Here is a 12531-nt window from a genome sequence, read left to right as displayed (position 1 = left end):
ATAGTCATTTTTAATAAAAATGCAACATTTTATGAGAAGAGGGTGTAAGATAGAAGAGAAGTAGGAATTAAGGAGAAGAATCAGGATGTGTTACAGTCTGGATTTACGGAAAAAGGTGATAAGTTTCATTGAGAACGGGAATAGTATCACGAAAGCGGCGCGAATCTTCGGCATCAACCGAGCAACCGTGTACCGGTGGCTAGACAGACCCAATCTGGAGCGCACGAGAGTAGTGAGAAGGAAGAGGAAAATCGATATTGCCAGACTGAATCAAGATGTGGAGAAATACCCCGATAAGACTCTTCAGCAAAGAGCACAAGAGTTTGGGGTAGTGCCAAGCTCAATATATTATCAATTGAAGCGGCTAAATATCACGAGAAAAAAAACAGTTTCGCTATCGAGAAAGAAATCATTCCGATAGAATATTACACTACCGGACATTGAGAGAATTAATCAAGAAGTATGGGATAGAAAGTCTGCTATTTATTGATGAGACGGGCTTTGAGAGGTTCGTCAGTCTGATTTATGGTTGGGCTAAACGGGGAAAAAAGATTTATGGAGAGCGTCAGGGACGGCGGTATAAACGAGAGAATCTCGTAGCGGGTCGGCGCAAACATAGCAAGGATTTAATTGCTCCCATGCTATTTGACGGCAGTTTAGATGCGGTGACTTTTGAGCGATGGTTAGAGGTGCATTTATTACCAGCATTGACGAGACTATCGGTGTTAATTTTGGACAACGCACCGATTCATCGTAAGAAACGCATTCGAGAATTAGTGGAAGCGGCGGGGCATATCGTATTATTTTTGCCAACTTATTCCCCAGACCTCAATGACATTGAGCATGACTTTAGCGCATTAAAAAAATTGAGGATGTACGCTCCCCCTGGTACCACCATTGATGAAGTCATTCGTAATTATTGCGCAAGTTAGTGTCGCATTCTAAACCGAAATGACTATAATTGCCAATGTCATAAACCTGCAACCCCGTCACCAACAGGTCTTGCCCCGTGAAACTACTGACGAAATTCAAGCGCGCCCGATAGGACAAGGTGGGGGCATCCCCCCGCGCCGGAGCATTTTGGTTCCCTCCCCCGGCCGCCACCACCCCAAAGATCGCCTCACCCTTGAGCTTGGTGGTCGTAGAAAACTGTTGGGCTTCCAAGGTCGCCGTCCGCGCCTCCAGCGTATCCACCCGCCCCCGTAACAGAGCCAATTCTGCGGCAAATTCCTCCTGCAACCGTTGCACCAACTTCATGTCTTCCTTGGTCACCAAAGGCTCCACCGCCGCCGCAATCAGTTCATTCATCCGATCCAGACACGCATTCAAGCCAGCGGCAAACTCGTACCGGGTCAAAGCTCTATGTCCCTTGTAGGTAGGGGGATTCGTGGGATAGCCAACGATACAGCCGTAGCGCTCCACCAGGGATTGCAAAGCCAAAAAAGCCCAATCCGTAGGTTTCACATCCACAAACTCGGAAACGGAAGTCACCTGCCCCAATTCATCCCCGTCCTGTAAGTCTTTGATATACTCCCGCACCTGCCGAATGGATTCCCGGTTCGAGGGAACTTCTGCCCGGACTGGTTTCCCAGCTACCCCTGCTACGCCGCACAAACCCACTACCACCAGTCGCATCAGCAACCGTCCCCTGCTAGCCATGAAGCACTCCTCATCTCTTAAAAATCATGTCTAAACGATTAATGTAAATTCCGAATTAGAGCGAGTCAAGGGAACAATCATACCAATTAGTTATTCGTTTTATAGAATATAGTAATCCTAAATGAGAATGGAACAGAGGGTTGCAGGGGCACCACCCCCGAAACAGCACCTGTGGTGTATGGTTCTGGGGAATTTCTGTATGCCTACGGCACGCAAGCTAACGTTTGTATCCATCCTAAATTATTCCGCATGACCAAGATAGCACTACCAGATTCATTGACAATTCCGGTAGAATAATTTAGCCGTAATTCAACTGTGCCGTATTCCTCCCAACTATGTTCACCAATTACCTGATTTTTTTAGCGCTTAACACGGGGATTTTTGCCCTGTTTAGTTTGGGGTTAAATCTCCAGTGGGGGGTAACGGGATTAATTAATTTTGGTCATGTGGCATTTATGACCATCGGAGCCTATACCACCGTATTGCTCACCCTCCAGGGAGTCCCTTGGTTTTGGGCAATGACCGTGGGAACGCTCTTAGCAGGTGTATTAGCGATTATTTTGGGATTAACTACCCTACGGTTGCGGGAAGATTACTTAGCGATTGTCACCATTGGCACTTCGGAATTAGTGCGTTTAATTGCCCTGAATGAACAGTGGTTGACCCGGGGGGCATTGGGACTCTTTAGTTATCCGCTTCCCTGGCAAGGAACCTGGAGTCGCTGGCCTGCCATTTTACTCTGGACAGTATTTTTTGGGATAAGTATGCGGCAATTGTGCTATGCCATGCGGATACCCATTTGGTTCAAAAGATGGCTGATTGTCGGGGTAGGAATTTTACTTTTGATTATCTATCTTGCGGGGCTAACCACCCTTTATCAGGGGGATTACAAAGTAAGGTTATTAGTGCTATTGGCGGGTGTCCTGTTGGGCACATTTTTACTTTTAGAACAGTTAAGTCATTCCCCTTGGGGACGATTACTCAAAGCGATTCGGGAGGATGAAATAGCCGCTCAGGCTTTGGGGAAAAATGTATTTATTTACAAATTACATAGCCTGATTTTAGGGGGGATGATTGGGGGGATTAGTGGGGCATTTTATGCGTGGCAGTTAACATTTATCAATCCCGAATCGTTCGTGCCTTTGATTACCTTTCAAGCCTGGATGATTGTGATTATTGGCGGCGGTGGCAACCATGCGGGAACCCTTTTGGGGGCGTTGATTTTTTGGGCGTATGATTCCCTGACCCGCTTTCTGCTTCCAGCTTTGATCCCGCTTGATGGGAGTCGTATGGGGGCGTTACGGGTGATGATCATTGGGCTGTTACTGATTTTGGTATTGGTCTGGCGACCCCAAGGCTTGCTCGGGAAAAAAGCCGAATTGACCCTGAATTAACCGGTGTGAGCCAAATGATAGCCCATCCTGAAGTGTACGAAGTTAGGGAGCTTATCGTGATCCTCAGGGCAAAAGTACACAATTAAAATATAGTAATCCTAAATGAAAATGGAATAGGGGTCGCAGGGGTACCGCCCCCGTATTTAGTTCTGGGTAATATGGGTATTCCCACAATGGGGTTTATGGTTGGTTCAAATCAATAGAGGTTCCCATAATATTCCTTGATTAGAATCCGCCCCAACAACAGGGTTGCAGACCGATTTGCCTCTGGCTTTGTGCCCACCAAGCCCGCAACCTTGTTTACTTTATTTAATTGACCCACTCAATTCCCGGTTTTGACTGGATTCGTGGGTGCTGAGTTGGATCAGTTCAATCTTGTACCCCGTCGGGTCCTCCACAAAAGCAATCACCGTCGAACCATGCTTCATGGCACCCGGTTCCCGGACAACTTTCCCACCTTTGGCTTTAATTTGTTCACACGTTGTATAAATGTCATCCACCCCCAGGGCAATGTGACCGAACCCATCTCCCAAGTTATATTCACTGCGCCCCCAGTTATAGGTGAGTTCAATCACCGCTTGGTCCGCTTCATTCCCATAGCCCACAAACGCCAGGGTAAATTCCCCGCCGGGATAGTCCTGCCGCCGCAGGAGTTTCATCCCCAACACCTCGCAATAAAACCGGATGGATGCCTCCAAATCGCTCACCCTGAGCATGGTGTGTAGTATCCGCATTGTATTGCCCCGCAACCGTCACCCCCATTATGCAGTTAAAAAGGCAGGTGTGCCAGGAGTTGGGCGGCTCCCAGGTTGGGCATTCCGCTCGCCGACAGGACAATACAGCGGTCTTGGGCGGTTAAAGGCACCTGGGTCGGGGGCTGGGGCGAAAATTCCACCACTGCCAACAGCCGTAAAATGCTATCCAAATGGCTCAAACCCCGTCCCATCGCCGTCCGTTCCTGGGGGGTCACCAACGCCAGCGGATACCCCCGTTGCAGGAGTGCTTCGGCTAAACCGGCACAGAGACTCACCCCCTGTTCCAATCGCTGGGGTTCCAGACTGGGCGGCGCCACCGGGTAGAAGTACAGGGTCAATGCTTCGCTGTCCTGGCGTTCCAAATCCCGAAGGAGCCAGGTATCCCGACGGGCGGAAGCCTTCCAGTGAATGCGGCGGGCATCATCCCCGGTGCGAAAATCCCGCAGGGAAAGAAACTCCCCCTCCCCCCCTGCCTGCACTTGAGGACGGGTACCCTGACCCACCAGGGCTAAAAACCGCAAATTGGGCACTGGCGCCAAAGCCGGGTACACCAAAACCGACACCGGCTCCCGAAATACCCGCACCTTACAAAAAAGATCGAAGGGAAACCGGGTACTAATTTCATACCCCGTCACCGTCCACCAACCCCGGTGGGGAAAATGCAAGTGATAACTGACCTGCGCCGTCCCCTGGGCATCTACTTTCAAAAAATAATTTTCCGGGGCGGTCATGCCGGGGATGCGGTCGGTAACCGTGACCGAAAAAGTGGGAATCCGCCGTTTACGGTTGTGCAATTTCAGGGTAACCAGCGTGGGAACGGTGGCAAAAATTTGCCGGGGAAAACTCCGCTCCACCACCAAGCCCTTCATCACCTCCTCAGAAAGCACACCGCTGGCAATCATCAGGCTCAGCAACATTCCAAAAAGCAGGTACAGCAGATTATTGCCGGTGTTAAACGCCCCAATACTGACCAGCACCGTCACCCCGGTAAAAATACCGCCGATGCGGGTGAAGGTAAACCGGCGGGGCAGACTGTGGAACCACCGGTGCCAATCCATGCGGGTTTCCTGTTTCCGGTTGCTTATTTCTTTTTGGTGGGGCGGGCGGGCTTGGGTTGGGCTTTTTGCCCTTGGGTTCCCGTGCCTTTTTCAGCGGTTTTGGACTTGGCAGGGGTAGCCGCCGGTTTGTTGTACTTCCGCATAAACCGTTCCACCCGCCCTTCCGTGTCAATGATTTTTTGGGTGCCGGTGTAAAAGGGGTGGTTCCCTGACCAAATATCCACGTGCAGTTGGGGTTTGGTGGAACCCACGGTCATCACAACTTCGCCATTACAAAAGACTTTGGCTTCCGGGTACCATTCGGGGTGGATTCCAGGTTTGGGCATGGCTACGGCTCCTGTAATTGATGGGTAATTGAAATAAAATTTAACGCTTGGAGTACTGCGGAGCTTTGCGGGCTTTGCGTAACCCGTACTTGCGCCGTTCCTTGGCACGGGGATCCCGGGTGAGATAACCCTCGGCTTTCAGGGGTTGCCGGTTTTCCGGGTCGAGTTCGCACAGAGCACGGGCGACCCCCAAACAAATGGCTTCCGCCTGACCCGTTAAGCCTCCCCCGTGGGCGTTGACCAAAATATCATACTCGTTTTCCAGCCCCAGGGTTTCCAAAGGAGCTTTCACCGCTAACAAATAGGCGGGAATGGACTGCAAATAATCCTGACCGTCCCGGTCGTTGATGATCACTTTGCCCTCGCCAGGACACAGCCGCACCCGGGCAATCGCCGTTTTTCGCCGCCCCGTGCCCCAGTAGGTCACCCGTTCTGCCATCTTATGCTCCCTCCAATGGTAAAACTTGGGGTTGTTGCGCCTCGTGGGGATGATCGGGGCCCGGATACACCCGCAGTTTGGTAAACAGGGTACGTCCCAGGCGGTTTTTGGGCAACATCCCCCGCACCGCCTCCTCAATAATCCGTTCGGGCAGGCGGGCATTCAGTTGGGCAAAGGTTTCCACCTTCATCCCCCCCGGTCGCCCGGAGTGCCGCCGATACAGCTTTTGGGAACGTTTTTTGCCGGTGACTTCAATCTCCTTGGCATTCACCACAATCACATAGTCCCCCGTGTCCAAAAAGGGGGTGTAGATGGGTTTATCCTTGCCCCGCAACACCCGTGCCACCGCCGTCGCCAACCGCCCCAGCCGCTGACCTTTGGCATCCACCACATACCAAGTAGGGGTCACGGTCGCCATCGAAGGGGTGTGGGTGGTGTTCATGGATTGCCCCGCAGTCACAACTTATGCGTTAAACGTCACAATCTATAATCATACAGGGTAAGGGATGGCTTTTGCAAGTCCAGGGGTTACACCAAACCCAACACCTGAGCAAGGAGGGCTTGTTGGGCGTGGAGCCGGTTTTCCGCCTGATCCCACACCCGGGACTGTCTGCCTTCTAAGACTGCTTCGGTAATTTCTTCTCCCCGGTGCGCCGGTAAGCAGTGCAGGACAATCGCCTGGGGGTCTGCTTTTTGTAATAACGCTTCATTCACCTGGTAGGGCTGAAAGCGGGGGATGCGCTCCTGGTTTTCTGCCTCCTGCCCCATGCTCGCCCACACGTCCGTATAGACCACCTGTGCCTGTTGAACCGCCACTTCCGGGTCGTGGGTGTGGGTAATCGGGCTGGGTGCTGCCGCCAATGCCTGCGCCTGGTGCAGAATGTCCCGATCCGGGGGGTGTTGGGGTGGGGTCGCCACCGTGAGGGTGATGCCCACCAGGGCACAGCCCAGCATCAGGGAATGGCTGACGTTGTTCCCATCTCCCAAGTACGCCATTTTCAGCCCCCGCAGGTCGCCAAAAGATTCCTGCACCGTCAGCAAATCCGCCAGCACTTGACAGGGGTGTTCCCGATCCGTCAGGGCGTTGATCACCGGCATCTGTGCCCATTCGGCAAAGGTGACCACGTCCGCCTGGGCAAAGGTACGGATTGCCAGCACGTCCAAATACCGGTCCAACACCCGTGCCGTATCGCAGAGGGGTTCCCCCCGCCCCATCTGGGTGGTGCCAGGGTTGAGGTCGAGCACCTGCCCCCCCAACCGCATCATGGCGACGGAAAAACTGACCCGGGTGCGGGTGGAGGCTTTGGTGAACAATAACCCCAACACCCGTCCCTGGGCTGTGGGGGTGGTGTGCCCCCGTTTGTACTGGCGAGCCAAGTCCAAGAGCGCATGAATTTCGGCGGCGGTCATATCCGCCATGCTCAAAATGTCCCGACCCGCCAGGGTGTTCATCGCCCCTGCACCAAGACCAATTCCGTCGGGGCACTGACTTCATTGCCGAAGCGTCCCACCGCCCGCACCCGATATTCCGCCCCCGCTGGCACCACCCCCCGGTAGGGCACGGCAATTTCAAAGCGACCGTTCCCATCCGCCACCACGTCCTGATTCACCAGGGTTTGGGGGGCAACGGTGATTACCCCGCCCAAAACGGGCACTTGGGAAGTCACCCGGATTTGTACCACCGCCCCCGGTCGGGTTTGCCCCACTAAGGTAAAGCCCCGAGTACGGATTTCGTCCCCACTGCGATGGTTGGTGAACTGGGGTTGCAAAGGGGTGACGCTGGGGTTGGTGGGTGCCGGGGAAGGAACCGTGCCCACCGGCGGTACGGGCGTATTGGTCGCCGTATTCACAAACTCCACCGGCTGGGTCGCCGCCCCATAGACCAACTGCTCATTGCGCTGGAGCCGCCCCACCACCGCCCCGTTGCGAAACACATCCCCGCTCCGCACGGTCAAGGTCGCCACATAAACCCCTGGCGATACCTCCTGGGTACTCAAGGCTTCCGGTGCCCGTCCTTCCCGCACCAACCACACGGTCGCCTGGGCGCGGGGGGTGCCATTGATCGTGGCAAGAAACGTACTGCCGGGTCCCAGGGGTTGGCTGTCGGCGTTGTGGGTAATGCTATTAATTTTCACCTGCGCCTGGGGGGGTTGCACCCGAAATGACCATTGCACTGTCCGGGTCGCTCCCCCTGCCCCCGCATAGGTCACCCGCACCGTATTGCGTCCCGTAGGCAAGGGACTACTGGGTTTATAGCTGAAAAATGTCCGGGTAATCGTACTTTGGCTGGTCACATCCCGGTCGTTGACCACGATCCGCACGGAACTGGGGTTCACCTGCCCCTCCGTAAACACGCCGGAAATCGAGGTATCCGGGGGCACCTGACGGCTATCCGGCTCCGGGTTGGGGTCGCTCACCTGTTGCGCCAGGGCGATGGGAAGCGGCAGACCCGGCAAACCCGTGACCCCCAGCCCCCACAGCCCTAAACCCAAAATCCCGGTTACGACCGCCCGTTTCACCTGCACGCTACTGTTCATAAAACTCCTGTGGCAAGATTCTAGTCCATAACTCTCGATGTTGTGCCAGCCATTTCGGTTCCATGCCCCATCTTGAACAATCTTCTTGACATAGATTTTCATTAAGTGTTAGGGTAATCCCAGAGTTCTCCTCTCTCAGATGGATACACAGGTCAGCCGGGGTGTCATGCTCTGGCTCTTTTTATTGAAATTTGTTTTTATTTAATAATTTCCTGGTGGACAGGTTCACCTCTTGGCGTTAGCAGGACATTACGGTAATTTCAAGTGATTTGTGAGAACAATTAAGACTGCTCAGGATGTAAATAAGTTTTTACTGTAGCATTTTTAACTTTTGGGTTGTCAAGTTATTGCTTACAATTCAGATGATATATTAATGAATGGGTCATTCCCTGGGGGGGTGCCGCCCGTTACAGGGTTAGAATGGGAGTGACTTTTACTCCTGCTGGTCATGCGTTACGTTTGGGAGCGTTTTCGTCAGCCGATGCCTACGGCACTCACCCTGAACCGGCAGGAATCCCTGACCGCCCTCGCCGCCGCTGTGATTGCCATTGATGATGAAGTATTGCCGGTCGAGTTAGCCCAGCTTACGGATCAACTCACGTTGGCTGGGGTTGACCTCAGCCCCCCCTTGTTGGAACGGCTGACCCAGTGGGTGCAGGAGGTGGACCCCCTGGAGTTGTTTTGGGCGGGGGTGCAGGGGTTGGTTCCCCAGGATCGGGAAATTGCCGTACAGATGGTGGCACGTTTGGCGTTGGCGGATGGGGAAACCTTGATTGAAGAAAATGACCTGGTGGCACTGCTGGGGGAAACCCTGGGGTTTAGTCATCAAGAGGTTTGCCTCCTGGTACAACAGGCGACCCAGGCATGAGCGGGGCATCCCTACCGATTGTCCTGGCAGTAACCGGGGCATCGGGGCAAATCTATGCCTTGCAAGCCCTCAAGTATTTATTACAATCGGAGTACATTGTTGAACTCATCTTCTCCAAGGGAGCCTACACGGTTTGGCGGGAGGAAATGGGGGTAAAAATCCCGGCGGTGGCGACCCAGGCGGAATTTTGGCGGCAACAGGTGGGGGTAGAAACGGCAGGGAAATTAATTTGCCATCACTGGAATGATGTGGGGGCGGGGATTGCCAGTGGTTCCTACCGCACGCGGGGAATGGTGGTGATGCCGTGCAGTATGGGGACGGTGGCGAAATTGGCTGGTGGCATGAGCGGGGATTTGTTGGAACGTACAGCAGATGTGCATCTCAAGGAAGGGCGGCGGTTGGTGTTGGTGCCCCGGGAAACCCCGTTTAGTTTGATTCATCTGCGGAATTTGACCACTTTGGCGGAGGCAGGCGCGCGGATTGTCCCGGCGATTCCAGCTTGGTATCATCAACCCCAATCCGTATTAGATTTGGTGGATTTTGTGGTGGCACGGGCTTTGGATCAATTGGATATTGATTGTGTTCCTTTGCGGCGGTGGCGATGAAGTGGGTGGGGTTGGGTTTGGGGGTATTGCTGTTGGGTTTTTTGGTGCAAAATTGGCAACCCTTGCTCCCGGTGGTGGTGTTTGGGCAACCGATGTTTGCGATTCCCCTGGGGTTAGGATTTGTGCTGGCTTTTTGCCTGGGCATCCTCTGTGCCTGGGGTTTGAATTGGTGGGTGGAAACGTCGCAACGTCCCAAACCTGAGGAGGAGGTCATTATCCTTGAACCGGAGGATGTGGAATACCCCCGGCGGCGACCCCCCCCATCGGAGGACGAATGGGATTTTGCCGATGACTGGGATTAATTTTTAATAAAATTAAAATAAATTTAGGGCACTTCTAAAAATAGGTCGCAGGGGCGTAGCCCCCGTCTCTGGTTTTTGATAGTATGGGTATTCCAGTGAGATAAAGTTCAATGGGTGTAAATAAATAGAGGTGCCCATAAGCAAGTTCAATAAGTGGGGATGGGTGATGACAGAATTTTTACTCGCACCGTTGCAGTTTACGTTTATCCAGCGGGCATTATTCATGGGAATTTTAACGGGAATATTATGCCCGGTAGTGGGTAGTTATTTGGTGGTACAACGACTCGCTTTACTTGGGGATGTGATTGCCCATTGTGTTCTACCTGGCGTGGCTTTGTCCCTATTTTTCCAGATAGATAGGCTGTGGGGCGCATTTATTTTTGGAATGATGAGTACGGGGGTGATTCACTGGGTACAGCAACGCACCCGGATTAAGGTGGATGGGGCGATGGCATTTACCTTTGCCAGCTTTTTTGCCCTGGGCGTTTTGTTGATTACCGTACTGCGAACGCAACAGGATTTAGAACATTTATTATTTGGTGATATTTTGAGTGTGACTGAAAGTGATTTATGGAAAACGCTAATTGTGATGGGCTTAATTGGGATATTAGTGAGGCGATTTTATCATCCTTTGCTATTTTTTACCTTTGACCCGGTGGGGGCGCAGGCGGTCGGTTTGCCGGTGCAATGGCTGAACTGGGGATTGCTGGTGGCGGTGACGTTGACCATTATTGTCAGTATGCAGGCGGTGGGGGTGATTTTGGTGATGGCGTTGATGGTTGGACCCGCCTTAGTGGGCTATGTTTTGGCGGATGAATTGCAGGGGATGATGCTGATTGGCTCCGGTGTGGGCGTGCTGAGTTGTGGGGTGGGAATTTACAGTAGTTATTATTTGAATCTGCCGACGGGACCGTTAATTATTTTAATCGCTACGTTTACTTTAGTCATCACGATTTTGGGTCAACAATTGTGGCAAAAATGGCAAATTAACCGCTAAATGGGTGAGTCAAAATGTTGAAACCCACCCCGGGCAGGCAATACCGTTTCTCCCCAAAACACCTGATCCCCAGCGATAATTTCACCAATCACCTGGGCAGGATGTCCCAAACGTTGCACCAATGTTTGCGCTGGTTCTGGGGGTAACGTTAACACCAATTCAAAGTCTTCGCCCCCATACCAGAACCATTCCCAAGCCTGTTGCGGAAATTCAGCTTTGAGTAAGGGATGAACGGTAATCTCGTGCCGTAACACTGCCCCGACGCCACTCGCCCGACAGATTTGCGCCACCGCATCCGCCAACCCATCACTACTGTCCATCCCTGCCACCCGTGACACGCCTAGGCTTTGCAGTACAGGTACTACGTCTAAACGGGGACGGGGTCGCTGATGCGCCGTGATAAATTCGGGAATTTTTGGCTCGACTTCTCCAGTTAAGGCGGCTAAACCAGCCCGGGACAACCCGTGATCGCCGGTCACAACAATCCAATCCCCCGGTTCTGCCACCGAACGTTTGATGATGCAACTATTAATACAACCGACTGCGGTAATACTAATGACAATAACGGTGGAGCGCACCACATCCCCCCCCCAAATCACGCCGCCGTAAATCCGCAGTAATTCTGCCATGCCTGCGTACATTTGCTGTACCCACTCCACAGGTAATTCTGGCGGTAAACCCAGTCCCACCGTGATCCCCAACGGTTGCGCCCCCATTGCCGCTAAATCGGAGTAATTCGCCGCCACCGCCCGCCAGCCCACATCCGCCGCACTCATGGTTGGGTAGGGCAGGGAACTGAGGGGACTACTGCTAAAATGCACCCCTTCTACCAGTACATCGGTTGTAATAACTAATTCCCGTCCTGCCGGTGGGGTAAACAGGGCGGCATCATCGCCAATCAGTTCCGCCGGGCAAAATTGGTGCAGTAGGTTTAATAATCCCGCTTCGCCGAGGTCTTTCAGCCGCACAGGGAACCTTTGGAACTGGGAATTTGGGCACCTCGCCGGGGGTCATAGTCCACCGCCTGCCGCAGTGCCCGGGCGAATGCCTTAAAGGTCGCCTCGATGATGTGATGGGAATTGATCCCCGCCTGCTGATGGATGTGCAATGTCATGGCACTGTGATTCACCAGCGCCACAAAAAATTCCCGCACCAACTGCGTATCGTAGGTGCCGACCCGCTGGGTGGGAATGTTCAGCCCGTAGCTCAGGTGGGGGCGACCGGAACAGTCCAACGTTACCTGCACCAGGGCTTCATCCAAGGGGGCGACAATATGCCCGAACCGGTGAATCCCCTGTTTGTCCCCGAGAGCTTTTGCCAAGGCTTGCCCCAGGGCGATGCCCACGTCCTCGTTGGTGTGGTGGTCGTCAATTTCGTAGTCACCCTCCGCCTGGACGGTCACATCCAGCAACCCGTGGGCGGCTAACTGATGCAACATGTGATCCAGGAAGGGAATGCCCGTCGCCGCCTGACATTCCCCCTGCCCGTCGAGGTTGAGGGTCACTTGCACTTGGGTTTCCCCGGTTTGGCGGTGGACGGTGGCAATTCGTTGCATCGGTTGGCAATTGGTAATAGTTAGGGTGCTAAGTTC

The 12531-nt window shown here is 53.3% G+C and carries 14 protein-coding genes and 2 pseudogenes; 6 read left to right on the top strand and 10 right to left on the bottom strand.

What is annotated here, in order from left to right; all coding sequences use genetic code 11:
• The first annotated feature begins 85 nt into the window (after window positions 1-85).
• Window positions 86-932, top strand: a pseudogene (locus MLD66_RS01500) (IS630 family transposase).
• 34 nt (window positions 933-966) lie between these two features.
• On the opposite strand, the pseudogene MLD66_RS01495 reads toward MLD66_RS01500, so the two are convergent.
• Window positions 967-1548, bottom strand: a pseudogene (locus MLD66_RS01495) (iron uptake porin); the annotation flags it as partial.
• Window positions 1549-1994: 446 nt separating this feature from the next.
• Between MLD66_RS01495 and MLD66_RS01490 the strand changes: the two are divergent.
• Window positions 1995-3053: a branched-chain amino acid ABC transporter permease gene (locus MLD66_RS01490; protein ID WP_247215176.1), complete on the top strand. Its 1059-nt coding sequence runs from the start codon at window positions 1995-1997 to the stop codon at window positions 3051-3053.
• Between the two features lie 305 nt (window positions 3054-3358).
• On the opposite strand, the gene gloA is transcribed toward MLD66_RS01490, so the two are convergent.
• From gloA to MLD66_RS01455, 7 genes are all read right to left on the bottom strand, one after another.
• Window positions 3359-3787, bottom strand: a complete 429-nt coding sequence (gene gloA, locus MLD66_RS01485; protein WP_247215175.1) for a lactoylglutathione lyase — start codon at window positions 3785-3787, stop codon at window positions 3359-3361.
• Between the two features lie 35 nt (window positions 3788-3822).
• Window positions 3823-4866, bottom strand: coding sequence for a DUF58 domain-containing protein (locus MLD66_RS01480; RefSeq protein ID WP_247215174.1), 1044 nt, complete (start codon window positions 4864-4866; stop codon window positions 3823-3825).
• A gap of 23 nt (window positions 4867-4889) precedes the next feature.
• On the bottom strand, window positions 4890-5192 hold the full coding sequence (rpmE, locus tag MLD66_RS01475) for a 50S ribosomal protein L31 (protein WP_247215173.1): 303 nt from the start codon (window positions 5190-5192) through the stop codon (window positions 4890-4892).
• Window positions 5193-5232: 40 nt separating this feature from the next.
• Window positions 5233-5631 (bottom strand): 30S ribosomal protein S9, encoded by a 399-nt coding sequence (gene rpsI, locus MLD66_RS01470; protein ID WP_247215172.1) that lies wholly within the window; start codon window positions 5629-5631, stop codon window positions 5233-5235.
• 1 nt (window position 5632) lies between these two features.
• A complete protein-coding gene (rplM, locus tag MLD66_RS01465; RefSeq protein WP_247215171.1) occupies window positions 5633-6073 on the bottom strand; it encodes a 50S ribosomal protein L13 in 441 nt (146 codons plus the stop codon).
• An 86-nt stretch (window positions 6074-6159) separates the two neighbouring features.
• Complete coding sequence (gene argF / locus MLD66_RS01460; RefSeq protein WP_247215170.1) at window positions 6160-7083, bottom strand: ornithine carbamoyltransferase; 924 nt, start codon at window positions 7081-7083, stop codon at window positions 6160-6162.
• A complete protein-coding gene (locus MLD66_RS01455) occupies window positions 7080-8168 on the bottom strand; it encodes a hypothetical protein (protein WP_247215169.1) in 1089 nt (362 codons plus the stop codon). The genes argF and MLD66_RS01455 overlap by 4 nt, the downstream gene beginning before the upstream one ends.
• Before the next feature lie 448 nt (window positions 8169-8616).
• Here MLD66_RS01455 and MLD66_RS01450 point away from each other — a divergent pair, with 448 nt between their 5' ends.
• The 4 genes from MLD66_RS01450 to MLD66_RS01435 all read left to right on the top strand — a co-directional run bounded on the left by MLD66_RS01450 (window position 8617) and on the right by MLD66_RS01435 (window position 10940).
• Window positions 8617-9036 carry a TerB family tellurite resistance protein gene (locus tag MLD66_RS01450; RefSeq protein ID WP_247215168.1) on the top strand — a complete coding sequence of 140 codons (420 nt, stop codon included), beginning with the start codon at window positions 8617-8619 and terminating at the stop codon, window positions 9034-9036.
• Window positions 9033-9641, top strand: a complete 609-nt coding sequence (locus MLD66_RS01445) for a flavin prenyltransferase UbiX (protein ID WP_247215167.1) — start codon at window positions 9033-9035, stop codon at window positions 9639-9641. The genes MLD66_RS01450 and MLD66_RS01445 overlap by 4 nt, the downstream gene beginning before the upstream one ends.
• Window positions 9632-9943 (top strand): hypothetical protein, encoded by a 312-nt coding sequence (locus MLD66_RS01440; protein ID WP_247215166.1) that lies wholly within the window; start codon window positions 9632-9634, stop codon window positions 9941-9943. Before MLD66_RS01445 ends, MLD66_RS01440 begins: the two co-directional genes overlap by 10 nt.
• 166 nt (window positions 9944-10109) lie before the next feature.
• Complete coding sequence (locus MLD66_RS01435) at window positions 10110-10940, top strand: metal ABC transporter permease (RefSeq protein ID WP_247215165.1); 831 nt, start codon at window positions 10110-10112, stop codon at window positions 10938-10940.
• Here the strand turns inward: MLD66_RS01435 and thiL are convergent.
• Entirely contained in the window at window positions 10937-11908 is a 972-nt protein-coding gene (gene thiL, locus MLD66_RS01430) for a thiamine-phosphate kinase (RefSeq protein WP_247215164.1), read from the bottom strand. The two genes, MLD66_RS01435 and thiL, sit on opposite strands and share 4 nt — an antisense overlap.
• Complete coding sequence (gene hisB / locus MLD66_RS01425; protein WP_247215163.1) at window positions 11899-12495, bottom strand: imidazoleglycerol-phosphate dehydratase HisB; 597 nt, start codon at window positions 12493-12495, stop codon at window positions 11899-11901. Before hisB ends, thiL begins: the two co-directional genes overlap by 10 nt.
• Window positions 12496-12531 lie beyond the last annotated feature (36 nt).

The sequence above is a fragment of the Synechococcus sp. C9 genome, assembly GCF_022984075.1.
Taxonomy (GTDB): Bacteria; Cyanobacteriota; Cyanobacteriia; order Gloeomargaritales; family Gloeomargaritaceae; genus Gloeomargarita.
The sequence above is the reverse complement of the archived record's forward strand: the minus strand, read 5'-3'. Positions and strand labels throughout refer to the sequence as shown.

Excerpts from the sequence above, each read along its gene's own strand:
- rplM (WP_247215171.1), bottom strand. The coding sequence starts at position 6,073 with ATGAACACCACCCACACCCCTTCGATGGCGACCGTGACCCCTACTTGG.
- rpmE (WP_247215173.1), bottom strand. The coding sequence starts at position 5,192 with ATGCCCAAACCTGGAATCCACCCCGAATGGTACCCGGAAGCCAAAGTC.
- gloA (WP_247215175.1), bottom strand. The coding sequence starts at position 3,787 with ATGCGGATACTACACACCATGCTCAGGGTGAGCGATTTGGAGGCATCC.
- MLD66_RS01480 (WP_247215174.1), bottom strand. The coding sequence starts at position 4,866 with ATGGATTGGCACCGGTGGTTCCACAGTCTGCCCCGCCGGTTTACCTTC.
- argF (WP_247215170.1), bottom strand. The coding sequence starts at position 7,083 with ATGAACACCCTGGCGGGTCGGGACATTTTGAGCATGGCGGATATGACC.
- MLD66_RS01435 (WP_247215165.1), top strand. The coding sequence starts at position 10,110 with ATGACAGAATTTTTACTCGCACCGTTGCAGTTTACGTTTATCCAGCGG.
- rpsI (WP_247215172.1), bottom strand. The coding sequence starts at position 5,631 with ATGGCAGAACGGGTGACCTACTGGGGCACGGGGCGGCGAAAAACGGCG.
- MLD66_RS01455 (WP_247215169.1), bottom strand. The coding sequence starts at position 8,168 with ATGAACAGTAGCGTGCAGGTGAAACGGGCGGTCGTAACCGGGATTTTG.
- MLD66_RS01445 (WP_247215167.1), top strand. The coding sequence starts at position 9,033 with ATGAGCGGGGCATCCCTACCGATTGTCCTGGCAGTAACCGGGGCATCG.
- MLD66_RS01490 (WP_247215176.1), top strand. The coding sequence starts at position 1,995 with ATGTTCACCAATTACCTGATTTTTTTAGCGCTTAACACGGGGATTTTT.
- MLD66_RS01450 (WP_247215168.1), top strand. The coding sequence starts at position 8,617 with ATGCGTTACGTTTGGGAGCGTTTTCGTCAGCCGATGCCTACGGCACTC.
- hisB (WP_247215163.1), bottom strand. The coding sequence starts at position 12,495 with ATGCAACGAATTGCCACCGTCCACCGCCAAACCGGGGAAACCCAAGTG.